At 62.8% G+C, this 26,468-nt stretch carries 20 protein-coding genes and 1 tRNA gene; 20 read left to right on the top strand and 1 reads right to left on the bottom strand.

Translation table 11 applies throughout. The annotated features are described in order from the left end of the window. Nucleotides 1-111: 111 nt before the first annotated feature. The 18 genes from K5R33_RS01390 to K5R33_RS01305 all read left to right on the top strand — a co-directional run bounded on the left by K5R33_RS01390 (nt 112) and on the right by K5R33_RS01305 (nt 24,236). Nucleotides 112-2,418 carry a DNA topoisomerase IV subunit A gene (locus tag K5R33_RS01390; RefSeq protein WP_220747175.1) on the top strand — a complete coding sequence of 769 codons (2,307 nt, stop codon included), beginning with the start codon at nt 112-114 and terminating at the stop codon, nt 2,416-2,418. Between the two features lie 15 nt (nt 2,419-2,433). Further along, nucleotides 2,434-3,627 carry a DUF898 family protein gene (locus K5R33_RS01385; RefSeq protein ID WP_220747174.1) on the top strand — a complete coding sequence of 398 codons (1,194 nt, stop codon included), beginning with the start codon at nt 2,434-2,436 and terminating at the stop codon, nt 3,625-3,627. Continuing rightward, entirely contained in the window at nt 3,624-4,790 is a 1,167-nt protein-coding gene (locus tag K5R33_RS01380; RefSeq protein WP_220747173.1) for a M48 family metallopeptidase, read from the top strand. Before K5R33_RS01385 ends, K5R33_RS01380 begins: the two co-directional genes overlap by 4 nt. Nucleotides 4,791-4,823: 33 nt before the next feature. Further along, nucleotides 4,824-5,384 (top strand): hypothetical protein, encoded by a 561-nt coding sequence (locus tag K5R33_RS01375; RefSeq protein ID WP_220747172.1) that lies wholly within the window; start codon nt 4,824-4,826, stop codon nt 5,382-5,384. Between the two features lie 101 nt (nt 5,385-5,485). After that, complete coding sequence (gene tuf, locus K5R33_RS01370) at nt 5,486-6,661, top strand: elongation factor Tu (RefSeq protein WP_220747156.1); 1,176 nt, start codon at nt 5,486-5,488, stop codon at nt 6,659-6,661. Between the two features lie 133 nt (nt 6,662-6,794). Then, nucleotides 6,795-6,870, top strand: a tRNA-Trp gene (locus K5R33_RS01365). A gap of 288 nt (nt 6,871-7,158) precedes the next feature. Beyond that, entirely contained in the window at nt 7,159-9,354 is a 2,196-nt protein-coding gene (locus K5R33_RS01360) for a methyl-accepting chemotaxis protein (protein WP_220747171.1), read from the top strand. A gap of 106 nt (nt 9,355-9,460) precedes the next feature. Then, a complete protein-coding gene (secE, locus tag K5R33_RS01355; RefSeq protein ID WP_220747170.1) occupies nt 9,461-9,655 on the top strand; it encodes a preprotein translocase subunit SecE in 195 nt (64 codons plus the stop codon). A gap of 187 nt (nt 9,656-9,842) precedes the next feature. Next, on the top strand, nt 9,843-10,376 hold the full coding sequence (gene nusG, locus K5R33_RS01350; RefSeq protein ID WP_220747169.1) for a transcription termination/antitermination protein NusG: 534 nt from the start codon (nt 9,843-9,845) through the stop codon (nt 10,374-10,376). Nucleotides 10,377-10,502: 126 nt separating this feature from the next. Beyond that, on the top strand, nt 10,503-10,952 hold the full coding sequence (gene rplK, locus K5R33_RS01345) for a 50S ribosomal protein L11 (protein ID WP_220747168.1): 450 nt from the start codon (nt 10,503-10,505) through the stop codon (nt 10,950-10,952). Then, on the top strand, nt 10,952-11,659 hold the full coding sequence (gene rplA / locus K5R33_RS01340; protein WP_220747167.1) for a 50S ribosomal protein L1: 708 nt from the start codon (nt 10,952-10,954) through the stop codon (nt 11,657-11,659). The genes rplK and rplA overlap by 1 nt, the downstream gene beginning before the upstream one ends. 241 nt (nt 11,660-11,900) lie before the next feature. Further along, a complete protein-coding gene (rplJ, locus tag K5R33_RS01335) occupies nt 11,901-12,419 on the top strand; it encodes a 50S ribosomal protein L10 (protein WP_220747166.1) in 519 nt (172 codons plus the stop codon). 75 nt (nt 12,420-12,494) lie between these two features. Beyond that, complete coding sequence (rplL, locus tag K5R33_RS01330) at nt 12,495-12,872, top strand: 50S ribosomal protein L7/L12 (protein ID WP_220747165.1); 378 nt, start codon at nt 12,495-12,497, stop codon at nt 12,870-12,872. Between the two features lie 248 nt (nt 12,873-13,120). After that, entirely contained in the window at nt 13,121-17,260 is a 4,140-nt protein-coding gene (gene rpoB, locus K5R33_RS01325; RefSeq protein WP_220747164.1) for a DNA-directed RNA polymerase subunit beta, read from the top strand. Nucleotides 17,261-17,328: 68 nt separating this feature from the next. Further along, complete coding sequence (gene rpoC / locus K5R33_RS01320) at nt 17,329-21,555, top strand: DNA-directed RNA polymerase subunit beta' (protein WP_220747163.1); 4,227 nt, start codon at nt 17,329-17,331, stop codon at nt 21,553-21,555. Nucleotides 21,556-21,670: 115 nt separating this feature from the next. Then, complete coding sequence (locus K5R33_RS01315; protein WP_220747162.1) at nt 21,671-22,459, top strand: ATP-grasp domain-containing protein; 789 nt, start codon at nt 21,671-21,673, stop codon at nt 22,457-22,459. Nucleotides 22,460-22,506: 47 nt separating this feature from the next. Next, nucleotides 22,507-23,373 carry a glycosyltransferase gene (locus K5R33_RS01310; RefSeq protein ID WP_220747161.1) on the top strand — a complete coding sequence of 289 codons (867 nt, stop codon included), beginning with the start codon at nt 22,507-22,509 and terminating at the stop codon, nt 23,371-23,373. Further along, nucleotides 23,370-24,236 (top strand): DMT family transporter, encoded by an 867-nt coding sequence (locus K5R33_RS01305; protein ID WP_220747160.1) that lies wholly within the window; start codon nt 23,370-23,372, stop codon nt 24,234-24,236. Before K5R33_RS01310 ends, K5R33_RS01305 begins: the two co-directional genes overlap by 4 nt. Nucleotides 24,237-24,320: 84 nt before the next feature. Here the strand turns inward: K5R33_RS01305 and K5R33_RS01300 are convergent, their stop codons facing one another. Next, nucleotides 24,321-25,136 (bottom strand): glycosyltransferase, encoded by an 816-nt coding sequence (locus K5R33_RS01300; protein ID WP_220747159.1) that lies wholly within the window; start codon nt 25,134-25,136, stop codon nt 24,321-24,323. 404 nt (nt 25,137-25,540) lie between these two features. Between K5R33_RS01300 and rpsL the strand changes: the two genes are divergently transcribed. Beyond that, nucleotides 25,541-25,912 (top strand): 30S ribosomal protein S12, encoded by a 372-nt coding sequence (gene rpsL, locus K5R33_RS01295; RefSeq protein ID WP_085835153.1) that lies wholly within the window; start codon nt 25,541-25,543, stop codon nt 25,910-25,912. Between the two features lie 71 nt (nt 25,913-25,983). After that, nucleotides 25,984-26,454: a 30S ribosomal protein S7 gene (rpsG, locus tag K5R33_RS01290; RefSeq protein ID WP_220747158.1), complete on the top strand. Its 471-nt coding sequence runs from the start codon at nt 25,984-25,986 to the stop codon at nt 26,452-26,454. Nucleotides 26,455-26,468: the final 14 nt, after the last annotated feature.

The following is a 26,468-nucleotide window of genomic DNA, read 5'->3' as shown; positions in this document are numbered from 1 at the left end:
GGGCTGTCCAGTTCCCCCGGTCCAACGGCGATTCCTGTATAACACAGTTTTGCCACATTCCTTAGTGCCGAGTTGTTGCGAGGCCGAGGGCAGAGGCGTACATCCAAATTCATGAGTGACCCCAACGACACGACGCCGCCCGAGGAGGTGGTCTCCGAGCCGCTGAGTCGCGCCATAGGTGACCGATATCTGACCTATGCGCTCTCGACGATTATGCACCGGGCTTTGCCCGACGCCCGCGATGGTTTGAAGCCGGTCCACAGGCGCATTCTTTATGCCATGCGAGAGCTTCGATTGGCGTCGAACGGCGGCTTTCGAAAGTCGGCGAAAATTTCTGGCGACGTGATGGGCAACTACCACCCCCACGGCGATGCGGCGATCTACGATGCCATGGCGCGCCTCGCCCAGGATTTCGCCGTGCGCTATCCGCTGGTCGACGGGCAGGGGAACTTCGGCAATATCGACGGCGATAACCCAGCCGCCGCGCGCTACACCGAGGCGCGCATGACCGCCGCCGCCGAAGCCTTGCTTGAGGGGCTGGACCAAGACGCGGTGGATTACCGCGATAATTATGACGGGACGTTGCAGGAACCCGTTGTTTTGCCTGCCGCTTTCCCCAATCTTCTGGCCAATGGCGCGGCGGGCATCGCCGTCGGGATGGCGACCAATATCCCGCCCCACAACTTGGACGAATTGATCGCTGCCTGCCTGCACCTGATCAAGGCGCCGGGCGCGCGGGATGAAACCCTCCTCGACCATATCCCGGGCCCAGACTTTCCCACGGGCGGTGTCATCGTTGAGCCGCGGGACAGCATCCTAGAGACCTACCGCACGGGGCGCGGCGCGTTTCGTTTGCGGGCCCGCCATACGGTCGAGGACCTGGGCAAAGGGCAGTGGCAGATCGTCGTGACCGAGATTCCCTACCAGGTCCAGAAGGGTAAGCTGATCGAAAAACTGGCGGAGCTTGTGACGGCCAAAAAGGTCCCGATCCTGGCCGATGTGCGTGACGAAAGCGCCGACGATATCCGCATCGTATTGGAGCCGAAGACGCGGAACGTCGACGCCGATGTTCTTATGTCAACGCTCTATCGGCTGTCCGATTTGGAAACACGCTTTTCCCTGAACATGAACGTTCTGATCGACGGTGTGACGCCAAAGGTCTGTTCTCTGCGCGAGGTGTTGCAAGCCTTCTTGGATCACCGCCAAGACGTTCTGCTGCGCCGGTCCCGGCACCGGATGGCCAAGATCGATCACCGGCTTGAAGTGTTGGAGGGGTTCATCCTCGCCTACCTCAATTTGGACCGTGTGATCGACATCATCCGGTACGATGACGCCCCCAAAGAAGCGCTGATGTTTGAGCCCTGGGGCGAAGGCTATGTCCGCGCCACGGATGAGGCAGATTACCGGTCGCCCTTGCCCGCCGAGGGGGCGCAGACCCTCTCCGAGGTGCAGTCGGAAGCGATCCTGAACATGCGCCTGCGGGCGTTGCGGCGGCTGGAAGAGATGGCGCTGCTCAAAGAGCGGGATGCCTTGATGGAGGAACGGGCTGGTCTGCAAGACCTGCTCGATGACCCTACGATCCAATGGAAGACCATTGCCGATGAATTGCGAGAGGTTCGCAAGCTGTTCGGCAAGGCCACGCAGCAGGGTCGGCGCCGCACCGATTTTGCCGAAGCGGTGGAGGTCGCAGATGTCCCGCTGGAGGCGATGATCGAGCGGGAGCCGATCACGGTTGTCTGTTCCGCCATGGGATGGGTGCGTGCCCTGTCGGGCCACCAGCCACTGGACAAAGAGCTCAAGTTCAAGGACGGCGACGGCCCGGCCTTTATGTTCCACGCGGAGACGACGGATCGGCTGATTATCTGGGGCAGCGACGGGCGGGCCTACACGGTCGGCGCCTCGGCCTTGCCCGGGGGGCGGGGCATGGGCGAGCCGCTCCGCCTGATGGTCGACCTCCCCAATGAAACGCAGATCGTTGATATCCTGATCCACCGTGAGGGACGCAAGCTGCTCCTGGCGTCCACGGCCGGGGACGGGTTCATCGCCCCGGAAGAGGAGCTGATCGCCACCAAGCGGGCCGGCAAACAGGTGCTGAACGTGCGCGCCCCCGCGACCGCAATGCCCCCTGTTGTCGTGGAGGGGGATCACGTCGCGTGCGTTGGCCAGAACCGGAAGATGCTGGTGTTTCCGGTGTCCGATTTGCCAGAGATGCCGCGCGGCAAAGGGGTCCGGCTGCAAAAGTTTAAGGACGGCGGTCTGTCTGACGTCACGGTGATCACGCTTGCCGATGGTTTGAAGTGGGCCGATCCGGCGGGACGCACACGGCATGAGCCCGATTTGACCGAGTGGCTCGGCAACCGGGCGCAGGCCGGTCGCATGGCCCCCAGGGGCTTTCCTCGGACCAACCGTTTTGACTGAACACGGAGCGGCGCGGTGACAAGCGAAGGGACCTCGCTGGACCAGATGGACGGTCGCGTTGCCGGGTCGCGCAGCCAATTGTTCGATCTGGTGGTAAAGACGACCGGTCTGACGGTACTGACGCTGGGGGTTTATTCATTCTGGGCGCGCACACGCGTGCGCCGATGGCTCTGGTCGGCCCTGCGGGTCGGCGGGACACCCTTTGAATACGTCGGCCAGCCCTTGGAGAAGCTCATGGGCTTCGTCGTGGCAGCGGTGATCGTCGCGGTCTACCTGGGGCTTGTGACGATGGTTCTGATCTTTGCGTCGCTCAACATCTGGGGCTCGCCCGGGCCCGGCACGGCGGCGTCCTTCGCGCTCCTCTTGCCGGTCTATTGGTTCGCCCAATACCGGGGCATGCGGTATCTGCTGAACCACACGCGGTGGCGTGGCATCTCGTTTTCCATGGCCCCGGGGGCTTGGCGCTATGCCGGCCTTGCAATGCTCTGGACGACCCTGTCCATCCTGTCGCTCGGGCTGCTTTGGCCGGTTCGGACGCAGCGATTGTGGCGCTTTCGCGCGGAGCGGAGCTTCTATGGTGACGACCATTTCCGCTTAGGCCTGCGCGCCCGCAACCTGTTTGCGCCGTTCCTGCCTGCCTGGGTCGGGGCCATCAGTTGCGGATTGCTCGCTTACGCTGGGTTGCAAGACGGGGGCGAGGGGCTGCTGGCCATTCTGGCGTTTGCGGTCCCCGCGACCGGCATCGCCTGGGTCCATTGGCGTGTGGCGTCCTACGAAAGACTGGTCTCATCGCTGGGCTTTGCGGGGGCCGTGAGCTTGGCTGTCCGTGTGCGCACCGGCCGCGTTATCGGGATCCATATCGGTGGGTGGATAACGGTGGGGATCGTGCTCATCATCTTGAGTATCGCCTTGACCGTTGGCTTTGGCGCGGCGCTCGGGTCACAACTTGAACGGCTGGATGCGGAGACCCTAACCTCCTCGGATCCCTGGATTTTCTTGGTTGTGGGCCTCTTGGTCTATCTCACGTTCTTTCTTGGACGTGGCGCTTTGCGACTGGTCTTCGTGACGTATCCGCTGATCAAACACATCGGCAGCAGCCTGCACCTGCGCGGGGCGGCTGAGGTGAACGCTGTGCGCGCAGGCAAAACCCATCACATGGCGGATGCGGATGGCTTTGCGAACCTGTTCGATTTGGGGAGCGGCATATGACGTCACCAGGACCCTGGGAGAGGCCCGCAGAGACGTCGCCGCCGCCCGTGCCCGAGCCGATTTTTGCGGACTACTTCGATGGCCGCCGCGCCCTGCGCAACCGCGTGGCCCTGTCGTTCGAAGACGGCGCGCGCGGACGTGTCTTGAGGCTTGAACTTGCGGATGGGGAGGTCGTTCGCTGGCCAAGCCGCCGCCTACGCCGCGTGGCCGATCAGGCCGGTTCCGAGGACCGTGTCTATGGCTTGGTCACTGGTGATCCGGCGCGGCTGGTGGTCAGCCCCGGTCCGGCGCAGGACTTGCTGTCGCGCCTGGCGTCAGAAACGGACCGCCCGCTGCCGGGGCCGCCCCTGTGGCGCCGGGCCCTCTTGGTTGCTGGGGCAGGGGTGGTGTCCGTCGCGTTTTTGCTCATGGTGCTGCTGCCGGGCGTCGCCACCGTGTTGTCGCGGTTCATGAGCCCCGAGGCCGAGGTCGCCTTGGGAGAGCTGACCTACCAACAGACCCGCGTGATGTTCGCGCCCGGGTTGACCCCCCTGCGGGAGTGCTTCCGGCCGGAGGGCAACTCGGCCCTTCAACAACTGACGGAGCGCGTGGCCGATGGAGTGGACCTGCCGTTTCCCCTTCAGGTGGCCGTCCTGGATGACAGTGAGAGCCCCATTCTGAACGCCTATGCGGTGGCGGGTGGACGGATTACGTTCTTCGACTCCATGATCCAGGCCGCCGAAAGCCCGGACGAAATCGCGGCCGTCTTGGCCCATGAACTGGGCCATGTGGTCAATGCCGATCCGGTTCGGCACACGCTCCAAGCGGTCAGTGGCATGGCCGTGGTCTCCGTCTTGATTGGCGACATCACGGGTGGGGGTGTGTTGGGCGGGACTGCGGGTGCGGCTTTGCAATCCAGCTATTCCCGCCAGGCGGAGCTTGAGGCAGACGCCTTCGCCCATGAACAGTTGCACGCCGTTGGGCTGCCGCCTTCCGCCTTGGCGCGAATGTTTGAGCGGTTGCGCGCCGAATACGGCGACGTGGATGGACTGGTCGCTCATTTTAGCAGTCACCCGCAACTGGCGGATCGGATCGAGACGGCGGGACGGGTGGGCGACCCTGTGATCGGCGCCCCCGCTCTGACGCCGAAGGACTGGCAGGCCCTGCGCGCAATCTGTAGGTGACGCCTGACGCCGTCGCGACCCGGAGGAGATGACATGACCAACACCTTGACCCGTCGCGGCTTTGCGGGCCTCAGCCTTGCGGGCGTCGCCGGTGGCTTGGCTGGCTGTGCGACCCCGGACCCGCGGGAAAGCGAACAACGGGACATGGGCGACTTCCAGCTGGGGTTTACCGTCGTCGTGGCTGACAACATCAAGAAAATTCCCCCGTCCCGCGATGCAAGCCCCGAGGCCTGGAAAGCCGTCATGACGTCGGAGTTGGAACGCCGGTTTGGCCCCTATCAGGGCGGTAAGGAATATGTCGTGGCCCTGGCCATCGATGGCTATGCGCTGGCACCTCCGGGCATCCCCGTGGTGCTGACACCGAAGTCGATTCTGGTTGTGTCCGCAAACGTTTGGGAGGCAAACCCCCAGCAAAAGATCGGTGGCCCTGAGCAGATCACGACCTTTGAGGGCGCCGATACATTGCTGCTCGGATCGGGCCTCGTTAAGACCGCCGAGGAACAGATGGAAACCCTGGCGCGCAACATGGCGTTCAAGGTGCAATCCTGGATGCTGCGAAATGGGGAGTGGTTCGGCCTGGTTCCGCGCCCATGACCCTGCGCCAGACCCTTGCGCTTGGCCTGCGTCCCCGTTAGACGGCGCGCGATGTGAATCCGGGTGCCCGAGGGGTGCCCACCAGAGACCAGGGGCCCATCATGGCGAAGGCAAAGTTTGAACGGACGAAACCGCACGTTAACATTGGCACGATTGGCCACGTTGACCACGGGAAGACGACGCTGACGGCGGCGATCACGAAGTACTTTGGGGACTTCAAGGCCTACGACCAGATTGACGGCGCGCCCGAAGAGAAGGCCCGCGGGATCACGATCTCGACGGCGCACGTGGAATACGAGACCGAGGCGCGCCACTACGCCCACGTCGACTGCCCCGGCCACGCCGACTACGTGAAGAACATGATCACCGGTGCCGCTCAGATGGACGGCGCGATCCTGGTTGTGAACGCCGCCGACGGCCCGATGCCCCAGACGCGCGAGCACATCCTGCTGGGCCGCCAGGTTGGCATCCCGAAGATGGTCGTCTTCATGAACAAGGTCGATCAGGTCGACGACGAGGAGCTGCTGGAGCTCGTGGAGATGGAAGTGCGCGAGCTTCTGTCGTCCTACGACTACCCCGGCGACGACATTCCGATCGTTGCGGGCTCTGCCCTGGCGGCGATGGAGGGGAACAACCCCGAGATCGGTGAAGAGAAAATTAAGGAATTGATGGCAGCTGTTGATGAGTACATCGACACGCCCGAGCGGGCCGTTGACCAGCCGTTCCTGATGCCGGTTGAGGACGTGTTCTCGATCTCTGGCCGTGGTACGGTTGTGACCGGCCGGGTGGAGCGTGGCGTGATCAACGTGGGCGACGAGATCGAGATTGTCGGCATCCGCGACACGCAGAAGACGACCTGCACGGGCGTTGAGATGTTCCGCAAGCTGCTGGACCGCGGTGAGGCTGGCGACAACATTGGCGCGCTGCTGCGTGGTATCGACCGTGACGGCGTTGAGCGTGGCCAGGTGCTGTGCAAGCCGTCGTCGGTGACGCCGCACACGAAGTTCGAGGCCGAGGCCTACATCCTGACCAAGGACGAGGGTGGCCGTCACACGCCGTTCTTCGCGAACTACCGCCCGCAGTTCTACTTCCGCACGACGGATGTGACGGGCACGGTTCAGCTGGCCGAGGGCACGGAGATGGTGATGCCGGGCGACAACGTGGCGTTTGGCGTTGAGCTGATCGCGCCGATCGCGATGGAGCAGGGCCTGCGCTTCGCCATCCGCGAAGGCGGCCGGACGGTTGGCGCGGGCGTTGTGTCCAAGATCGTCGAGTGACCTGACCGGGCGCCCCGGCGCCCACCCCACACACTCCAAGGGCCCCCCAACAGGGGCCCTTCGTCGTTTTTACAAAACAGAAAACGAAGTCCCTTGCACCTGCAGCGGCGGCGCATTATGCCGCTCCCACCGTAGGGGTATAGCTCAGTTGGTAGAGCAACGGATTCCAAATCCGTAGGTCGCGGGTTCGAATCCTGCTGCCCCTGCCAGACCTCCAAGACAGTCCGTCATCAGTAACAGATTGTGTTCGCTGAGGCTCCCAGCTTCGTGGGAAGACCCTGCGACCGTCGTCGATTCTCTGTTTGGCAAGTGATCGACAAGCGACGCATCACGCCTCGCGCGTGCTGACGTATCGCCGCTGATTTGCGACATCTTATGATCCGCGTTTGCCAAGCTGGGCCGCATAAGGTCCGAACAAGTTCATCATTCGGGGCCAGAAAGGATTTGTTCAGGGATTGCAGCTACCAAACCCTCGACCGCCGACGAGGATATCGACAATGGACCGCCTTTCGACACCGCCCGCCCCAGAGGTTTCCGCGCGAGATGAGGCGCCTGCGGAGCCCCGAACGGCGCCTGCGCGGGCGGAGGCGCCTAAGCACCCTTGGCACATGTCGTTCATGGCGCGGTCTTTCGCGGCCACCGCTGTTCTTCTGATCGCTGGATGTGCCCTGATGTATTGGGTGACGGCGCGGCAGGTTCAACTCGAACTTGGACAACAGTTTCAGGGGTTTTCCCAATCTGAGTCGTCCAACCTAGTGAGATGGTTGCGGGCGGAAAAGGCAAATGGTCCCCTGAGCGATGCCGTGTTGGAGGCCGTCGTGCGCGACGAGGCTGGGCCGTTAGTCGGCATCCGCGTGTTCGACGAGGCTGGTGGGCGGATGGCGAGCTACGTCGCTCCGGAGGCGTCGCAGACGATTTCAGGCACTCCGGTCTCGGTCGGACCCGTCCAAGGCGATATGGCCATCGACGTGGAGAACGGCCTCCACGTTGTGCAGCGTGTCTTTCAAGCGCCCAGCAGCGGCGGGCAACAGACCGTTCAGTTCCTCTATGATACGCGCGGGCTATCCGCCGCCAACGGACGTGTCTCTACGACGCTTTTGATTGTGCAGGCGGGATTGATATTTGGTGCTTTCCTAACGGTTTACGGAATGCTTCGGTTCTATATCTCTGTGCCGTTGCAGCAGGCTGCGGCATCGCTCCAAGAAATTGCCGAAGACCGCTTGGATCAAGCCCTGCCGCCATCCCGAACGGCGGAGGTGGCCGCCATAAACCATGCGCTCACTGTCATTCGCGAAGCCCTTCTTGAGCGCAAGGCCTATGCCGAACGGAGTCGACAGGCCGAGGACCAAGCGGCGCAGCTCCGCGCGGAAACGGAGCGTGCGTCCGCCGCCGAGGCTGCGGCAGCTGCGGCGCAGGCCGTCGAAAGGGAGCAGGAAGCCGAGCAACGGCTGGAAGAAGATGCACGTCTCAAACAGGATCTAGAGGTTCTGCTGACGTCGGCGGACGCTGGCGACTTTTCCTCCAAGATGCCCCTCGAAGGCGTGCCAGACAGCCAGCAAGTTCTACGCACCATGTTGAACGGACATTTTCAGCAGATCTCCCAGGAGTTTGCGGATGTCATCGAGTTGACCACAGCTCTGGGAGAGGGACAGCTTAGTGTGCGGTTGAGCGGACAACGAAGCGGTGTGTTCGCGGCACTGCAGGACGCGGTCAATCGCGCTGCATCCCGAACCCAGGCCGCGTTCGTCGATCTTCATCGCCATGCGACTGAGATCCTGGATGAAACAAGCGATCTCTCAGCTTCGGCCGAAGAGCTCTCCAAACGGACCGAGGGCACGGCAGGTTCGCTGGCCGAAACGGCCGGGGCTCTGGAGCAGATCACTGGGTCCATCGCGGCGACCGCGCGTCTGGCCCAAGATGCGAAGGGATTTACGGAGGCGGCACGGGACGACGCTCGGCAAAGCGACCTCGTGGTGCAGCAAGCCATCGAAAGTATGAGAGAAATTCAGCTCGCATCGACAGAAATTTCCAAGACGCTGTCTGTCATCAACGACATTGCATTTCAGACCAACCTTTTGGCGCTGAATGCTGGGGTCGAGGCAGCGCGTGCGGGTGACGCGGGACGTGGATTTGCGGTGGTGGCCTCCGAAGTCCGTGCGCTTGCGCAGCGGGCTTCGGATGCGGCTCAACAGATTGGTGAAATGATCTCCACCAGTTCTGACCAGGTCAATCTGGGAGTGCAGCGCGTTGCCCGTACAGGTGACACCCTTGGCACCCTTGGGGAGCGCATCGACAGGATCGGTGATCAAGTTGCCGAGATTGCGTTAGCCGCGAACGACCAGTCTGGGTCCGTCGCGGAAATAAACCGCGCGATGGGTGAAATCGACACGGCCACGCAGCAAAACACCGCCATGTTCGAGGAAATGTCCACTGCGAATCTTTCCCTTAAGGCTGCCGCCCATCAGATCTTGGCTGAGATCGAAAAGTTCGAACGCTTCGAGGCGGGGGGGCTATCGGCGGAAGACCATGCTGGCTTGCCGTCCGCGCGTTTCAGCGCGACATCTAATCCAGAGGCACCGGCCCTAGACCACGTAGAAGAGTTCGGAGTTTTGACTGCGGATGCCGAAGAAGTTCGGAAATGGGACATGGCGATCTGTCATGGGCCCTCTCCTTCCCGCGCCTCCGCTAACTAGGACGCGATGCGTCTCCACGCGCGATGCGCACAGCGCTGCGTCCGGTTGGCTTGCGCGTTCTTGGCAGACCTCTTAAGTACTGCCTGTCTTCAGAGGGAAATGAACGATGGCGACGCCGAACCCGATACAGTTTGTGCAGCAGACCCGCGCCGAGGTTGGAAAGATTACTTGGCCCACGCGGCGCGAAGTGACCCTGACTACGGTGATGGTTTTCTTGCTTGCGATCATCGCAGCGGCTTTTTTCTTTTTCGTAGATTTTCTGATCCGGACTGGTCTCACGACGGTCCTAGAGTCGTTCTGACGTGATGATCCGTGTGGCGGCTTCCCTAGGTCCCTGAGGAGAGCGGCTGACGTGCTTGCAACATCCGACTGGCAAGCGTAAGGCATCTCGAACACCAATTTGTGGCGCGTATTGATTCGCAATGCGCGCTATTTCACGTCCGCCACGTAGGGTGGATGAGACACGCGAGAAGAGGCGGGCATAACTCATGGCGAAACGTTGGTATTCTGTCAGCGTCCTGTCCAACTTCGAAAAGCGTGTTGCGGAGCAGATTCGCCAAGCCATTGAAGAGCAAGGGCTTGAGGATCAGATCGAAGAGGTCTTGGTCCCAACCGAAGAGGTGCTCGAGGTCCGTCGGGGCAAGAAAGTCACGTCTGAACGCCGTTTCATGCCCGGCTACGTGCTGGTTCGGATGGAGATGTCGGACGAAGGCTACCATCTCGTGAACTCGATCAATCGCGTGACGGGGTTCCTCGGGCCCCAGGGGCGCCCGATGCCCATGCGCGACGCAGAAGTGAACCAGATCTTGAACCGGGTTCAGGAGGGCGAAGAAGCGCCGCGCAGCCTGATCACCTTCGATGTTGGTGAAGACGTGAACGTGACCGATGGGCCGTTCGAGGGCTTCTCCGGTCAGGTCGAAGATGTGGATGACGAGGCGCAAAGCCTCAAGGTCAGCGTTTCGATCTTTGGGCGGGCAACGCCCGTCGAACTGAAATTCACGCAGGTGTCAAAAGCCGCGTGACGCCGCGCGCTTTGGCGCGCAACGGACGTGGGAGGTGGCCCAAGGGCCCATCGAACCACGGCCTCACCGTCCTTCGGGGCACGATAGGTAGGGCGGGGTCACCCGCCGCCGTAAAGGAGAAAGCCAATGGCGAAGAAACTCGTCGGCACCATGAAGCTGCAGATCCCTGCAGGTCAGGCCAACCCCTCGCCGCCCGTGGGTCCCGCCCTCGGTCAGCGTGGCATCAACATCATGGAATTCTGCAAGGCGTTCAACGCCAAGACGCAGGAGATGGAGCAGGGCGCCCCGTGCCCCACGGTAATCTCGTATTACCAGGACAAGTCCTTCACCATGGACATCAAGACGCCGCCTGCGTCCTACTATCTGAAGAAGGCCGCTGGCCTGAAGCCGGTGGGCAAGCGCAACCGTCCGCGCGGTGCCGAGAACCCGGGCCGCGAGACCGTCGCCACCGTTACCGTCAAGCAGGTGCGTGAGATCGCTGAAGCAAAGATGAAGGACCTGTCGGCCAATGACGTCGAGCAGGCCATGAAGATCATCGTGGGGTCCGCGAACTCCATGGGCATCGAGGTGAAGTGATGGCAAAACTCGGTAAGCGCACCAAAGCCGCCCGCGAAGCCTTCGCCGGCAAGGAAGACATCTCGGTCCAAGAGGCCATCGCGCTGGTCAAGGGCAATGCCAAGACCAAGTTCGATGAGACGGTCGAGATCGCCATGAACCTGGGTGTTGACCCCCGTCACGCTGACCAGATGGTCCGCGGAGTGGTCAGCCTGCCCAACGGCACTGGCAAGACCGTTCGCGTCGCCGTCTTCGCCCGCGGGCCCAAGGCCGAAGAAGCTCAGGCCGCCGGGGCCGACATCGTCGGCGCCGAGGACCTGATGGAGACGGTTCAGTCGGGCAAGATCGAGTTCGATCGCTGCATCGCCACCCCTGACATGATGCCGATCGTCGGTCGTTTGGGTAAAGTGCTGGGCCCCCGGAACCTGATGCCGAACCCCAAGGTCGGCACTGTGACCATGGACGTGACCGAGGCCGTCAAGGCGGCCAAAGGTGGTCAGGTTCAGTTCAAGGCCGAGAAGAACGGCGTTGTGCACGCGGGCATCGGCAAGGCCTCCTTCGACGAGGCCAAGCTGCAAGAAAACCTGCTAGCCTTCGTGGACGCGGTCTCCAAGGCCAAGCCTGCCGGTGCCAAAGGCGCCTACATGAAGAAGATTTCGCTGAGCTCCACCATGGGGCCGGGCGTGTCGGTGTCGGTCGATAGCGCGACCGGAAACGAGACGGCCTAATCAGCCAAGAGGTTTGGGGCGTGTCGCAAGGCACGCGCCGATCAGCGGGGCGGCAACGCCCCGTTCTGTCCGAGACGGAGGGCAGGGGGCGACCCCGCTAAGTCCTTCCTGAGATGGGACCCATGAAAGATTTCCGACATGCGTCGGGCGATCTGGACGGGGCCCTTCATTGGACCCTGAGGGGGCGGAATGATCCGCCCTGAATGAGCCGGGGGGCAACCCCCACACTTGGAGTGAAACTGTGGATAGAGCCCAGAAAGAGAAAGTGGTCGAGGAACTCGGCCAGATCTTCGAAAGCTCTGGCGTCGTGGTGGTTAGCCACTACGAGGGCATGACAGTTGCAGAGATGCAGGACCTGCGCGCGCGTATGCGTGAAGCGGGCGGGTCCGTTCGCGTGGCCAAGAACAAGCTCGCCAAGATCGCCCTGGAGGGGAAACCTGCGGCTTCCATCGCAGATTACTTGACGGGCATGACCGTGCTCGCCTATTCCGAGGACCCCGTGGCTGCGGCCAAGGTCATCGACGCATATGCCAAGGACAACTCCAAGCTGGAGATCCTGGGCGGTGCGATGGGTGAGAACGCTCTGGACGTCGCCGGTGTGAAAGCCGTCGCTCAGATGCCGTCCCGCGAGGAGCTTATTGCCTCCATCGTTGGCTGCATCGGTGCGCCTGCCTCGAACATCGCCGGTGCCATTGGCGCGCCTGCTTCGAACATCGCAAGCATCCTGTCGACCATCGAGGAAAAGGGCGAAGCCGCCTGATCCCTCGTGTCATCCCTCGTCGTGGGTTGAAACCGCGACACCGGAACACATCTTAACGAAACTGGAAATCGAACAATGGCTGATCTGAAAGCACTCGCCGAAAGCATCGTCAACCTGACCCTGCTGGAAGCCCAAGAACTGAAAACCATCCTGAAGGACGAGTACGGCATCGAGCCCGCCGCTGGCGGCGCGGTCATGATGGCCGGTCCTGCTGGCGACGCCGGTGGCGCCGCCGAAGAGCAGACCGAATTCGACGTCATCCTGAAGTCGGCCGGCGCCTCCAAGATCAACGTGATCAAGGAAGTCCGCGGCATCACGGGTCTCGGCCTGAAGGAAGCCAAGGACCTGGTCGAAGCCGGCGGCAAGGCCGTCAAGGAAGGCGTCGACAAGGCCGAAGCCGAAGAGATCAAGGGCAAGCTGGAAGCAGCTGGCGCCGAAGTCGAACTGAAGTGATTGGGTCGGCGGGGTGATCCCCGCCGCACCACACTGACGAATGGGGGTGGCCTCGGGAAATCCGGGGCCACCCGCTCCTGTCTCGAAAAGGCGCCATAGGGCGGCTTTTCCGGTCAGGAGGCTGGAACGGGGGCGCATCCGTGGGACGATGCGCCAGATGGTTCCCCTCAAGTGACCAATTCGCAGGCCGTGGCCTTCCGGTGCCCAACGGAAGACGCGGCGCGAAACATGATAAAGGCGAGCACCACATGGCTCAGACGCAAGCGTCCTCCAAACGTATCCGTCGCTACTTCGGCAAAATCCGCGAAGTTCTCGCGATGCCGAACCTGATCGAGGTCCAGAAATCCTCCTACGATCTGTTCCTGCGCTCCGGCGATCAGGACATGCCCACCGATGGCGAAGGCCTCATGGGTACCTTCCAGTCGGTCTTTCCGATCAAGGACTTCAACGAGACCGCGATCCTGGAATTCGTGAAGTACGAACTGGAAGAGCCGAAGTACGACGTCGAGGAATGCCAGCAGCGTGACATGACCTATGCCGCGCCGCTCAAGGTGACGCTGCGCCTGATCGTGTTCGATATCGACGAGGACACGGGCGCCAAGTCGGTCAAGGACATCAAGGAACAAGATGTGTTCATGGGCGACATGCCCCTGATGACGCCCAATGGCACTTTTATCGTCAACGGCACCGAGCGGGTCATCGTTTCCCAGATGCACCGCTCCCCCGGCGTGTTCTTCGATCACGACAAGGGCAAGACGCACAGCTCGGGCAAGCTGCTGTTCGCCTGCCGGATTATTCCTTACCGCGGCTCCTGGCTGGACTTTGAGTTCGACGCCAAGGATCTGGTGTTCTGCCGCATCGACCGTCGCCGCAAACTGCCGGTGACGACGCTGCTCTATGCCCTGGGCCTGGACCAGGAAGGCATCATGGATGCCTACTACGACACCGTGACCTACACCCATCGGAAGGGCGAAGGCTGGGCCACGAAGTTCTTCCCCGACCGCCTGTCCGGCACCCGCCCGGCCATGGATGTGGTCGATGCGGCCACCGGTGAGGTCATCATCGAAGCCGGCAAAAAGGTCACCCCTCGCCAGGTCAAAAAGCTGCGGGAAGAAGGTCAAGTCACCGAGATCCTGGTGCCCTTCGATGGGATCGTTGGCAAATTCGCGGCGCGTGACATCATCAACGAAGAGAATGGCGCGATTTATGTCGAGGCGGGTGACGAACTCACCTGGGAAATCGACAAGAACGGCGAAGTCACCGGCGGCACCCTGAAGGAGCTGCTGGACGCGGGCATCGAAGAGATCCCGGTTCTCGACATCGATAACGTCTCTGTCGGCCCCTACATGCGCAACACCATGGCCGCCGATAAGAACATGGGGCGCGACACGGCGCTCATGGACATCTACCGCGTCATGCGCCCGGGTGAGCCGCCCACCGTCGACGCGGCCCAGGCTCTGTTCGACCAGTTGTTCCGCGACAGCGAGCGCTATGACCTGTCCGCCGTTGGCCGGGTCAAGATGAACATGCGCCTCGCATTGGATGCCGAAGACACCGTTCGCACGCTGCGCGACGCCGACATCATGGCTTGCATCAAGGCCCTGGTGGAGCTGCGCGACGGGCGCGGCGACATTGACGACATCGACCACCTTGGCAACCGTCGCGTGCGGTCCGTTGGTGAGTTGATGGAGAACCAGTATCGCGTGGGCCTGCTGCGGATGGAGCGTGCCATCAAGGAACGCATGTCCTCGGTCGAAATCGACACGGTCATGCCCCAGGACCTGATCAACGCCAAACCGGCGGCGGCGGCTGTGCGCGAATTCTTCGGCTCCAGCCAGTTGTCCCAGTTCATGGACCAGACCAACCCGCTGTCCGAGGTGACGCACAAGCGTCGTCTTTCGGCGCTTGGGCCGGGCGGTCTGACCCGTGAACGCGCAGGCTTTGAGGTGCGCGACGTGCACCCGACCCACTACGGTCGGATGTGCCCCATTGAGACGCCCGAAGGTCCGAACATTGGTCTGATCAACTCCCTCGCGACCTTTGCGCGGGTGAACAAATACGGCTTCATCGAAACGCCCTATCGGCGCGTCGAGGACGGTAAAGTGACCGATGAGGTCAACTACATGTCCGCCACCGAAGAGATGCGGCACGTTGTGGCCCAGGCGAACGCCAATCTGGACGCGGACAATAAGTTCGTGAACGAGATGGTGAACACCCGCCAGGCCGGGGAATACACGCTGACGCCTACGGATCAGGTGGACCTGATCGACGTGTCGCCGAAGCAGTTGGTGTCGGTCGCGGCGGCTCTGATTCCGTTCCTGGAAAACGACGACGCCAACCGGGCTCTGATGGGCTCGAACATGCAGCGTCAGGCGGTGCCGCTTCTCCAGGCCGATGCCCCCTTCGTGGGAACCGGGATGGAAGCGGTCGTGGCCCGCGATTCCGGTGCGTCGATCATGGCGAAGCGCGGCGGCGTCATCGACCAGGTCGACGCTCAACGGATCGTTGTGCGCGCGACCGAGGACCTGGCCCTCGGTGACGCTGGCGTGGATATCTACCGCCTGCGCAAGTTCCAGCGTTCGAACCAGAACACCTGCATCAACCAGCGTCCGCTGGTGAAGGTGGGCGATACCGTCCGCAAGGGTGAGGTTCTGGCCGATGGTCCGTCGACGGATATGGGGGAATTGGCGCTCGGCAAGAACGTCGTCGTCGCCTTCATGCCCTGGAACGGCTACAACTACGAGGACTCGATCCTGATCTCCGAGCGGATCGCCCGCGACGACGTCTTCACCTCGATCCACATTGAGGAATTCGAAGTCGCCGCCCGTGACACCAAGCTCGGGCCGGAGGAAATCACCCGCGACATTCCGAACGTCGGTGAGGAAGCCCTGCGCAACCTTGATGAGGCGGGCATCGTCTACATCGGTGCCGACGTGGAGCCGGGCGACATTCTGGTCGGCAAGATCACGCCCAAGGGCGAAAGCCCGATGACGCCGGAGGAAAAGCTCCTCCGCGCCATCTTTGGCGAGAAGGCCTCGGACGTGCGCGACACCTCGCTGCGGGTGAAGCCGGGCGACTACGGCACCGTGGTCGAGGTTCGCGTCTTCAACCGTCACGGCGTCGAAAAAGACGAGCGTGCGTTGCAGATCGAGCGGGAGCAGGTCGAACGCCTCGCCCGCGACCGGGACGACGAGCGCGAGATCCTGGACCGCAACATCTATGCCCGTCTGCGCGGCATGATCGAAGGCAAGACGGCGGTGAAGGGCCCCAAGGGGATCAAGCCGAACACCGTCATCACCGACGACGTTCTGTCCCAGCTAACCTTTGGCCAGTGGTGGCAGCTTGCCCTGGAAGGCGAAGAAGACGCCCAACAGGTCGAGGCTCTGAACGAGCAGTACGAGGTGCTCAAGCGCGGTCTCGACGCGCGGTTCGAGGACAAGGTGGAGAAGGTGCGCCGCGGCGACGATCTGCCCCCGGGCGTGATGAAGATGGTCAAAGTCTTCATCGCCGTGAAGCGCAAGCTTCAGCCTGGCGACAAGATGGCCGGCCGTCACGGGAACAAGGGTGTTATCTCCAAGGTCGTGCCGATGGAGGATATGCCCTTCCTCGCCGACGGGACGCCCGTGGACTTCGTGCTGAACCCGCTCGGTGTGCCCTCGCGGATGAACGTCGGTCAGATCCTTGAGACCCACATGGGCTGGGCCGCGCGCGGCATGGGCCTGCAGGTCGATGAGGCGCTGGACGAATATCGCCGCTCTGGCGACATGACGCCCGTGCGTGACGCCATGAAGATCGCCTACGGCCAAGAGGCCTATGAGGACTGGCTTGCCGAAATGTCCGAGGACGGTTTCATCGAAGCGGCGGGCAACGTCACCAAGGGTGTTCCGATCGCGACGCCGGTCTTTGATGGGGCCAAGGAAGGGGACGTTAACGACGCCCTGACCCGCGCGGGCTTCGACACCTCCGGTCAGTCGGACCTGTTCGACGGGCGCACGGGTGAGAAGTTCAGCCGCAAGGTGACGGTAGGTGTCAAATACCTGCTGAAACTGCACCACTTGGTCGACGACAAGATCCACGCCCGTTCCACGGGGCCGTACTCCCTCGTCACGCAGCAGCCGCTGGGTGGTAAGGCGCAGTTCGGTGGTCAGCGCTTCGGTGAGATGGAGGTCTGGGCCCTTGAAGCCTACGGCGCCGCCTACACCCTGCAGGAGATGCTGACGGTGAAATCGGACGACGTGGCGGGCCGGACCAAGGTCTATGAGAGCATCGTCAAGGGCGAGGACAACTTCGAGGCGGGCGTTCCCGAGAGCTTTAACGTGCTCGTCAAGGAAGTCCGCGGCCTCGGCCTGAACATGGAACTCCTGGATGCGGAGGAAGAGAGCGAGTGATCGCAGGGCAGGGCGGGGCAAGCCCCCGCCGCCTTCTTCCAAATGCACCCTTTTCAAAAGGTTAAGACATGAACCAGGAACTGACGAACAATCCGTTCAACCCCGTCGCGCCCCAGAAGGTATTCGACGAAATCAAAGTCTCACTGGCGTCGCCCGAGCGGATCCTTTCGTGGTCCTACGGCGAGATCAAAAAGCCCGAGACCATCAACTACCGCACGTTCAAGCCCGAGCGTGACGGCTTGTTTTGCGCGCGTATCTTTGGCCCGATCAAAGACTACGAATGCCTTTGCGGCAAGTATAAGCGCATGAAGTATCGCGGCGTTGTCTGCGAGAAATGCGGTGTCGAGGTGACCTTGCAAAAGGTCCGCCGTGAGCGGATGGGCCACATCGAACTGGCCTCGCCCGTGGCCCACATCTGGTTCCTCAAGTCGCTCCCCAGCCGCATCGGCCTGATGCTGGACATGACGCTGCGCGACCTGGAGCGGATCCTCTATTTCGAGAACTACGTCGTGATCGAGCCGGGTCTGACCGACTTAGAATACGGTCAGTTGATGTCCGAAGAGGAATTCATGGACGCCCAGGACGCCTATGGCGCCGACGCGTTCCAGGCCAACATCGGCGCGGAAGCCATCCGTGAGATGCTCGCCGCCATCGACCTCGAACAGGAAGCCGCCACGCTACGCGAAGACCTGAAAGAGGCCACCGGTGAACTCAAGCCCAAGAAGATCATCAAGCGCCTGAAGATCGTTGAGAACTTCATCGAATCCGGCAACCGTCCGGAGTGGATGATCCTGACCGTGATCCCGGTCATCCCGCCAGAGCTGCGCCCACTGGTGCCGCTGGATGGTGGCCGTTTCGCGACCTCGGATCTCAACGACCTGTACCGCCGCGTCATCAACCGGAACAACCGCCTCAAGCGGCTGATCGAATTGCGCGCGCCCGACATCATCGTCCGCAACGAAAAGCGGATGTTGCAGGAATCCGTCGACGCGCTGTTCGACAATGGCCGCCGTGGCCGCGTCATCACGGGCGCCAACAAGCGCCCGCTGAAGTCGCTGTCGGACATGCTCAAGGGCAAGCAGGGTCGCTTCCGTCAGAACCTTCTGGGGAAGCGGGTCGACTTCTCCGGCCGGTCGGTCATCGTGACCGGGCCGGAGCTGAAGCTGCATCAGTGTGGCCTGCCCAAGAAGATGGCGCTGGAGCTGTTCAAGCCGTTCATCTACTCGCGCCTTGAGGCCAAGGGCCTGTCGTCCACGGTGAAACAGGCCAAGAAGTTGGTCGAAAAGGAACGTCCCGAGGTTTGGGATATCCTGGATGAGGTCATTCGGGAGCATCCGGTTCTGCTGAACCGCGCGCCCACGCTGCACCGTCTCGGCATTCAGGCGTTCGAGCCCGTTCTGATCGAAGGCAAGGCAATCCAGCTGCACCCGCTGGTCTGTTCGGCGTTCAACGCGGACTTTGACGGCGACCAGATGGCCGTCCACGTGCCCCTCTCGCTGGAAGCCCAGCTGGAGGCGCGCGTCCTGATGATGTCCACGAACAACGTGCTGTCGCCCGCCAACGGCGCGCCGATCATCGTGCCGTCCCAGGACATGGTCCTCGGCCTCTACTACGTCTCCATGGAGCGTGAGGGCATGAAGGGCGAAGGCATGACCTTCGGCTCCATCGAAGAGGTGACCCACGCCCTGGAGGCCGGTGAGGTCCACCTGCACGCCAAGATCAAGGCGCGGATCACCCAGATCGACGACATGGGTCAGGAGAAGACCGAAATCTTCGAGACGACCCCCGGTCGTGTGCGCCTGGGGTCCATGCTGCCGCTCAACGCGAAGGCGCCGTTCGAATTGGTCAACCGCTTGCTGCGGAAGAAGGACGTCCAGCACGTCATCGACACCGTCTATCGCTACTGCGGCCAGAAGGAATCGGTGATCTTCTGCGACCAGATCATGACCCTGGGCTTCCGCGAAGCGTTCAAGGCCGGCATCAGCTTCGGCAAGGACGACATGGTGGTGCCAGACAGCAAGTGGCCCATCGTCGAAGCCACCCGCGATCAGGTGAAAGACTTTGAACAGCAGTACATGGACGGCCTGATCACCCAGGGCGAAAAGTACAACAAGGTCGTAGACGCCTGGTCGAAGTGTAACGACAAGGTCACCGAGGCCATGATGTCCACCATCTCGGTGGCGGGCACCGATGAGAACGGCGCCGAGAACGAGCCGAACTCGGTCTACATGATGGCCCACTCCGGGGCCCGTGGCTCTGTCACGCAGATGAAGCAGCTGGGCGGGATGCGCGGCCTGATGGCGAAGCCGAACGGCGACATCATCGAGACGCCGATCATCTCGAACTTTAAAGAGGGCCTGACCGTGTTGGAGTACTTCAACTCCACCCACGGTGCGCGGAAGGGTCTGTCGGATACGGCGCTTAAGACGGCCAACTCGGGCTATCTGACCCGTCGTCTTGTGGACGTGGCCCAGGACTGCATCGTTCGCATGGACGATTGCGGGACGGACAAGGCCATCACCGCGACGGCGGCTGTGAACGACGGCGAAGTGGTCGCCTCCCTGGCCGAACGGATCCTGGGCCGTGTCTCTGCCGATGACGTGCTGATCCCCGGCACCGATGAGATCATCTGCAAGGCCGGTGAGTTGATCGACGAGCGCAAGTCCGACGCCATCGAGGCGGCGGGCGTGTCCTCCATGCGCATCCGCTCGCCCCTGACCTGTGAGGCCGAGGAAGGCGTCTGCGCCACCTGCTACGGTCGTGACCTGGCGCGGGGCACCAAGGTGAACCTTGGCGAGGCCGTCGGCATCATCGCGGCCCAGTCCATCGGTGAACCCGGCACCCAGCTGACGATGCGGACGTTCCACATCGGTGGCGTGGCTCAGGGTGGTCAGCAGTCCTTCATGGAGGCATCCGCCGCTGGTAAGGTCGCATTCCGTAACCCCAACATCCTGACCAACGAAGCTGGTCAGGTCCTCGTCATGGGCCGCAACATGCAGCTGGTGATCGAGGATGCGACGGGTGAGGAACTGACAAGCCACAAGCTGGGCTACGGCACGACGCTCTTCGTGTCCGAAGGCCAAGACGTGGCGCGCGGTGACAAGCTTTTCGAATGGGACCCCTTCACGCTGCCGATCATCGCCGAAGCCGACGGTAAGGCGAAGTTCGTCGACCTCTACGCGGGCATTTCTGTCCGGGATGAGACCGACGACGCGACGGGCATGACCCAGAAGATCGTCTCCGACTGGCGCTCCGCCCCCAAGGGCAATGAGCTCAAGCCAGAGATCATCCTGGCCGGTGAAGACGGAGAGCCTGTGCGCAACGCGGCGGGCAACCCGATGACCTATGCCATGTCGGTGGACGCCATTCTGTCGGTCGAAGACGGTCAGACGCTCAAAGCCGGTGACGTGGTTGCGCGGATCCCGCGTGAAGGCACCAAGACCAAGGACATCACCGGTGGTCTGCCGCGGGTGGCGGAATTGTTCGAGGCACGTCGTCCCAAGGACCACGCGATCATCGCGGAGGCCGACGGCTACGTGAAGTTCGGCAAGGACTACAAGAACAAGCGCCGGATCACCGTTGTGCCCGAGGACGAGAGCCTGGAGCCGATCGACTACATGGTGCCCAAGGGCAAGCACATCCCGGTGGGTGAGGGCGACTTCATCCAGCGTGGGGATTACATCATGGACGGCAACCCAGCCCCCCATGACATCCTGCGCATCATGGGGATCGAGGCGCTGGCCGACTACCTCATCGACGAGGTGCAGGACGTGTACCGATTGCAGGGCGTGAAGATCAACGACAAGCACATCGAGGTGATCGTTCGCCAGATGTTGCAAAAGTGGGAGATCCTCGAGTCCGGCGATACGACCCTTCTCAAGGGTGAACACGTCGACAAGGCCGAACTGTTGGAGGCCAACGAAAAGGTCGAAAAGCGGGGCGACCGTCCCGCCGTGGCCGAGCCGATCCTTCTGGGGATCACCAAGGCGTCGTTGCAGACCCGCTCCTTCATCTCCGCCGCCTCCTTCCAGGAGACGACGCGCGTCCTGACCGAGGCCTCGGTGCAGGGCAAGAAGGACAAGCTGGTCGGTCTCAAGGAAAACGTCATCGTGGGCCGTCTCATCCCGGCGGGCACCGGTGGCGCCACCCAAGAGATGCGGGCGATTGCCACCAAGCGCGACAACGTCGTGATCGAGGAGGCCCGCGCCGAAGCCGAAAAGGCCGCCGCACTGGCCGCCCCAGAGCCGTCGGAAAGCGCTGATGCGGTCTTCGGCGGATCGCCCAGCGAAGACTGATTGCACCGTATATTCTTGGAAAGGCCCTCGCGATGCGGGGGCCTTTTCGCATTATCGGGCCCAATCCGCCCACTGCCCGATTGACAGCCGGTCCTGCTCCCCCGACACCCACGGAATGCAATGGGTCCTTCAAGACTTCGAAGACACGCGAAAGCTGGGCGACGTTCTCAGCCGCTTGGATCTTCCCTACAGCTGGCACAAGGTCGTCCCCTTCGTCGGAGGGCTCTTGCCGCAACCGGAGATCGCCGATCCCAACGATGTGATCTTGTTCGGCTCCTATACGTTGTGGCGCTATGCGGAAGCCCATGACCTTCGACCGGGCGTGTTCCGCATCCGGCCCTTCGCTGACGAAGATCCGTGGCAACCCTATCTTCTGAATGGACCGGGTGCGCGGCGTCTGCGCCTGCGCGACGTGCCGACTGCCCTCGCAAAGAACGACCGCGCGTGGTTCCTGCGGCCCCTGGCCGACGACAAAGAGATCGCGGGCGGCGTTAAATCCGCGACGGAGATCCATGATATCGCTCAGAAGGTCCTGTCCCTCCCGCCGGAGCATATCCCCGGTGGTAGTCTGAGGCCGGACACGGACCTGATGCTGTGCCCACCGGCGCGTATCCAGGCAGAATGGCGGCTGTGGGTCGTGGGCGGTCGCGTGGTGACCTATTCACTCTATGCCCAGGGCCGCCGCGTCGTCTACCGGCCAGAGATCGACGATGATGCCTTGGCCTTTGGACAGCACATGGCCGACCTGAACCCGGGCTACGGCCCCGCCTATGTCCTGGACCTCTGCCGAACCGACGATGGCCTCCGCCTGTTGGAGACGAATTGTCTCAACGCGGCCGGGTTCTATGCCGCGGACCTTCAGGCCCTCGTCATGGCGTTGGAGGCCCTGCCGAGGGCGGGCTAGTCGCCTTTCCCTTGCCGCCCCGCCGCCCCCCGTGCCACCACCACCCCATGACCATCCGCAATCAGATCATCGGCGTCATGCGCTTCAGCTATCCCGCGAAGGAGGGCTTCTCCGTTAGTCAGATGGATGAGGCCGCGCTCGAGGCCCATCTCTACGACGAAGACCGCCTCCTGCGGCGGTTTCTCTACCTGGAGACGATTACCCTGCCGTCCCTGGCCGCCCAGACCGACATGGATTTTCGCCTGGTCATCCTGGGTGGAACCAGCCTGCCGATGCGGTGGCGCTCCCAGTTGCGGGGGTTGGAGCAACGATTTACCTGGATCAAGGTCGTTTTCCTGGACCGCATGGGCGCGCTTGCGGCGGCGAAACGCAGCTTTCGGCGCGGCACCGATGAGGGCACGACCCATATCACAGGCTTCCGCATCGACGATGATGACGCCGTGTCCACCGACTACATTGCCAAGACGCGAAACCTGGCCGACCGGATGCTGCACGCGGGCCTCGCCGATCAGCCCACAGCCATCGCCTTCAGCCGAGGCATCTACTGGAACCTCTACGACCCGGAGCAACCGTTCCATGAGTTCCGAGAGCCCCAGCCCCTGGGCCTCGCCTGCGCGATGGTCACGACCGCCGACCTGCCCACCTGCATCTATCGCTACAACCACCGGCGGCTAGGGTGTTACATTCCGACCTATATGGAGCCGGGGGACGACTACATGTTCCTGCGCACGCTCCATGGCCACAACGACAGCGGTCGCTCCATCCCGCCCCATGCGGTGGAGATGGCGACACGGCGCGGGCGCAAATTGATGCGAGAGCGGTTCGCCCTGGACGAGGCCGCCGCGATCTCGCTGATGCCAGAGCCCCCGCGCGGCGAAGGCCGCGACCTCGGGCCAAAGGGACCGCTTACGTGACCGAGAACCTGCGCGGGGCTCTCTTCATGATGGCGTCGATGGCGACCTTCACGCTCAACGATGCTTGTATCAAACTGCTTGCCCAAGGGCTGCCGACCTTTCAGGCGGTGTTCCTACGCGGCCTCGGGGCGACGGCTCTGCTGATCGCTTTGGCCCATATCACTGGCGCCTTGCGCCAACCGATCCCCCGTGCGGATCGACCCTATGTGGTTGCCCGGGCCTTAGCCGAGGTCGCCGCCTTTCTGCCCTTCATCATCGCGCTCACCCATATGCCATTGGCCGACATCACGGCGGTTTTGCAGGCCTTGCCCCTGACAATCACAGCGGCCGGAGCGTTCTTTTTGGGCGAGCGCGTGGGCTGGCGCCGCTGGACCGCCATCGCCGTCGGCCTGCTGGGGGTCCTCCTGATCGTCAGACCGGGGGCGGCGGGCTTTGACCACTGGTCGCTCCTCGCCGTTCTGACGGTGCTGATCATCACCGCGCGCGACCTCATCACGCGCCGCCTCTCGCCCGAAGTGCCGAGCCTCAAGGTCGCGATCCTGACGGCAGCGGGGGTCATGGTCCTGGGGCTGGTCCTGTCGCTCTTTGAGCCATGGCAGATGCCGACAGCGGGGCAGGGCGGGCTGACCGCCCTGGCGGCCCTTTTCATCATCGGCGGCTATCTCTTTTCGGTCATGGCCATGCGCGTGGGCGCCATCGCCGTGGTCACACCGTTCCGCTACACGGCGATGATCTGGGGGTTGCTGCTCGGGCTTTTCGTGTTCGGCGATTGGCCCGATGGCCTCACGCTGCTCGGGGCAGGCCTGGTGGTTGCCACGGGCCTCTACACCCTCTGGCGCGAAACCCGGGCCACAGCGTCCTAGCGCCCCCCTTCGATGTTCCGTCAAATATGCCGACACCGTCCTCTGCGGACGCCGCGCCGCATCTCGACCGGGAAACCGACCTGCCTACCCGGTCGTGCCGCCAAAGCTCCTGCCTATGGCCTCCCAATCCAGCCCGAACCGCTCGGCAAGCCCATCCCGGGTCTCCGCGTCCGCTGGGCGCAACCGGTCAAGCGCGCCGTCCATCCGACTGTCGTTCGTCCCGTCTACGCCGCGCAGCCACATGGGCTCCGGCACGGTGACCGAAGGCATCAGTAGCCCCAGCCGATGGTGGGGAAAGTGGACCGCTGTCCGTCGGATCGTCGGACGCAGGATCAGCGCCTGGGCCACACCCAGATGGGTGCGCGCTGCCTCCTCCACCAGTGGCCCGTCCGCTGTCAGCCGCAGCATCCAACCCCGGTTGAAGTCGATGGCCAACCGCCCATGTCGTCGCCACAAGGGGCGCACGTCGGCAAAGACGGCGCGGGCCAAGGCCACAAAATCACGTCCGACCCCATCGTCGTCGTCATGGCGAAACTGCATGACCGGCGGGCCCTGCGGATCGATGCGGGCGTTGACGATTTCTTCCATGGCATGGCGTTGGTTCATGGGCGGATGGAACACGACCTCCGCCCCTGGAAGCCCTGCGGCGAGGTCCAACAGACGCCCTCGCCAGGGCTCTGGCAGGGCATCGCCAGTCACGATCAGTGTCTTGAAGTCGGGGTCGGTCTGGGCGGCCAGCGTCCGCAGGCTCACGTGTTCCAACGTGCGGAACCGCGCCTCCAGCCGGTCCTCTGCCCAAAGGTGGGCCTGACGCTCCGCGACCGAAGCATGTTCCGTTTGAAACCCACCCAGACCGGGGTATGCAAATCGGGTCAACGCGATGATCTGGAGGTTGGCCATGACCTTACTCGTGCCTAGCCCCGCGCCTCAGGGCAAGGCCACATGGGCAGAGCGGGCCGCCCGTCAAGCCAACGCTCCGCCGTCTGCCGCGCGTCTGTACGGGGGGTGTACGCAGGGCGCTCCGGGGGTGACCCGCGCAAACCCGTTGTTTTCTGGGCCCGCAGGGATCGCGTTGACACCCGGGAGCGATTCTTCTACACGCGGCAGCAATTCGGTCCGGGGGCAGCTTTGCGTCCGGTTCGGCACACCAGAACCGTCGGTCAAGATCCGGGATACTGCTTTCCGCATCCTCTGTCAGCCAACCGCATCGCCCAGGTCGGAATTCCGGGTGACTGCGGGTTTCGCGTTTTGGGCTGTCGGCTGCCGAACCACGAGATTGAGATGAACAAACGGGGACACTGTCCATGCCCACCATCCAGCAGCTGATCCGCAAACCGCGGCAGCCCAAGGTCAAACGCTCCAAGTCGCAGCACCTCGAAAGCTGCCCGCAGAAGCGCGGCGTCTGCACGCGCGTCTACACCACCACGCCGAAGAAGCCGAACTCGGCCATGCGGAAAGTCGCCAAGGTGCGCCTGACCAACGGGTTCGAGGTCATCTCCTACATCCCCGGTGAAAGCCACAACCTGCAGGAGCACTCCGTGGTCCTGATCCGCGGCGGTCGTGTGAAAGACCTTCCCGGTGTGCGCTACCACATCTTGCGCGGTGTTCTGGATACCCAGGGTGTCAAGGATCGCCGTCAGCGTCGCTCCAAGTACGGCGCCAAGCGTCCGAAGTGATCCCGGGCTACGCCCGATCGTAGGGTGGGGCCACGCCCCACCGCACCCCGAGAATTCAAGAGGATACACACATGTCCCGCCGCCACGCCGCTGAGAAGCGCGAAGTTCTGCCCGACGCCAAGTATGGCGATAAGGTCCTGACCAAGTTCATGAATAACCTGATGCTCGACGGTAAGAAGTCGACCGCCGAACGCATCGTCTACAATGCGCTCGACCGCGTTGAGTCCAAGCTGAAGCGCTCGCCCGTCGAGGTCTTCACCGAGGCGCTCGACAACGTAAAGCCCTCGGTCGAGGTGCGCTCCCGCCGGGTCGGCGGTGCCACCTACCAGGTGCCCGTCGAAGTCCGCCCCGAGCGTCGTGAGGCCCTGGCCATCCGCTGGCTGATCAACGCCAGCCGCGCGCGCAACGAAAACACCATGGAAGAGCGTCTGGCTGGTGAGTTGATCGACGCCGTCCAGTCTCGCGGCTCCGCCGTCAAGAAGCGCGAAGACACCCACAAGATGGCCGATGCCAACAAGGCATTCAGCCACTACCGGTGGTAAGTCTCGCCCTTATA

Origin of the sequence: Jannaschia pagri (assembly GCF_019655435.1) — a bacterium.
Lineage (GTDB): Bacteria > Pseudomonadota > Alphaproteobacteria > Rhodobacterales > Rhodobacteraceae > Jannaschia > Jannaschia pagri.
The sequence above is the reverse complement of the archived record's forward strand: the minus strand, read 5'-3'. Positions and strand labels throughout refer to the sequence as shown.

What these genes read in the sequence shown, in the direction of transcription:
- K5R33_RS01390 (WP_220747175.1), top strand. Translation starts at nt 112, where the DNA reads ATGAGTGACCCCAACGACACGACGCCGCCCGAGGAGGTGGTCTCCGAG.
- K5R33_RS01380 (WP_220747173.1), top strand. Translation starts at nt 3,624, where the DNA reads ATGACGTCACCAGGACCCTGGGAGAGGCCCGCAGAGACGTCGCCGCCG.
- K5R33_RS01375 (WP_220747172.1), top strand. Translation starts at nt 4,824, where the DNA reads ATGACCAACACCTTGACCCGTCGCGGCTTTGCGGGCCTCAGCCTTGCG.
- tuf (WP_220747156.1), top strand. Translation starts at nt 5,486, where the DNA reads ATGGCGAAGGCAAAGTTTGAACGGACGAAACCGCACGTTAACATTGGC.
- K5R33_RS01360 (WP_220747171.1), top strand. Translation starts at nt 7,159, where the DNA reads ATGGACCGCCTTTCGACACCGCCCGCCCCAGAGGTTTCCGCGCGAGAT.
- secE (WP_220747170.1), top strand. Translation starts at nt 9,461, where the DNA reads ATGGCGACGCCGAACCCGATACAGTTTGTGCAGCAGACCCGCGCCGAG.
- nusG (WP_220747169.1), top strand. Translation starts at nt 9,843, where the DNA reads ATGGCGAAACGTTGGTATTCTGTCAGCGTCCTGTCCAACTTCGAAAAG.
- rplK (WP_220747168.1), top strand. Translation starts at nt 10,503, where the DNA reads ATGGCGAAGAAACTCGTCGGCACCATGAAGCTGCAGATCCCTGCAGGT.
- rplA (WP_220747167.1), top strand. Translation starts at nt 10,952, where the DNA reads ATGGCAAAACTCGGTAAGCGCACCAAAGCCGCCCGCGAAGCCTTCGCC.
- rplL (WP_220747165.1), top strand. Translation starts at nt 12,495, where the DNA reads ATGGCTGATCTGAAAGCACTCGCCGAAAGCATCGTCAACCTGACCCTG.
- rpoB (WP_220747164.1), top strand. Translation starts at nt 13,121, where the DNA reads ATGGCTCAGACGCAAGCGTCCTCCAAACGTATCCGTCGCTACTTCGGC.
- rpoC (WP_220747163.1), top strand. Translation starts at nt 17,329, where the DNA reads ATGAACCAGGAACTGACGAACAATCCGTTCAACCCCGTCGCGCCCCAG.
- K5R33_RS01315 (WP_220747162.1), top strand. Translation starts at nt 21,671, where the DNA reads ATGCAATGGGTCCTTCAAGACTTCGAAGACACGCGAAAGCTGGGCGAC.
- K5R33_RS01310 (WP_220747161.1), top strand. Translation starts at nt 22,507, where the DNA reads ATGACCATCCGCAATCAGATCATCGGCGTCATGCGCTTCAGCTATCCC.
- K5R33_RS01300 (WP_220747159.1), bottom strand. Translation starts at nt 25,136, where the DNA reads ATGGCCAACCTCCAGATCATCGCGTTGACCCGATTTGCATACCCCGGT.
- rpsL (WP_085835153.1), top strand. Translation starts at nt 25,541, where the DNA reads ATGCCCACCATCCAGCAGCTGATCCGCAAACCGCGGCAGCCCAAGGTC.
- rpsG (WP_220747158.1), top strand. Translation starts at nt 25,984, where the DNA reads ATGTCCCGCCGCCACGCCGCTGAGAAGCGCGAAGTTCTGCCCGACGCC.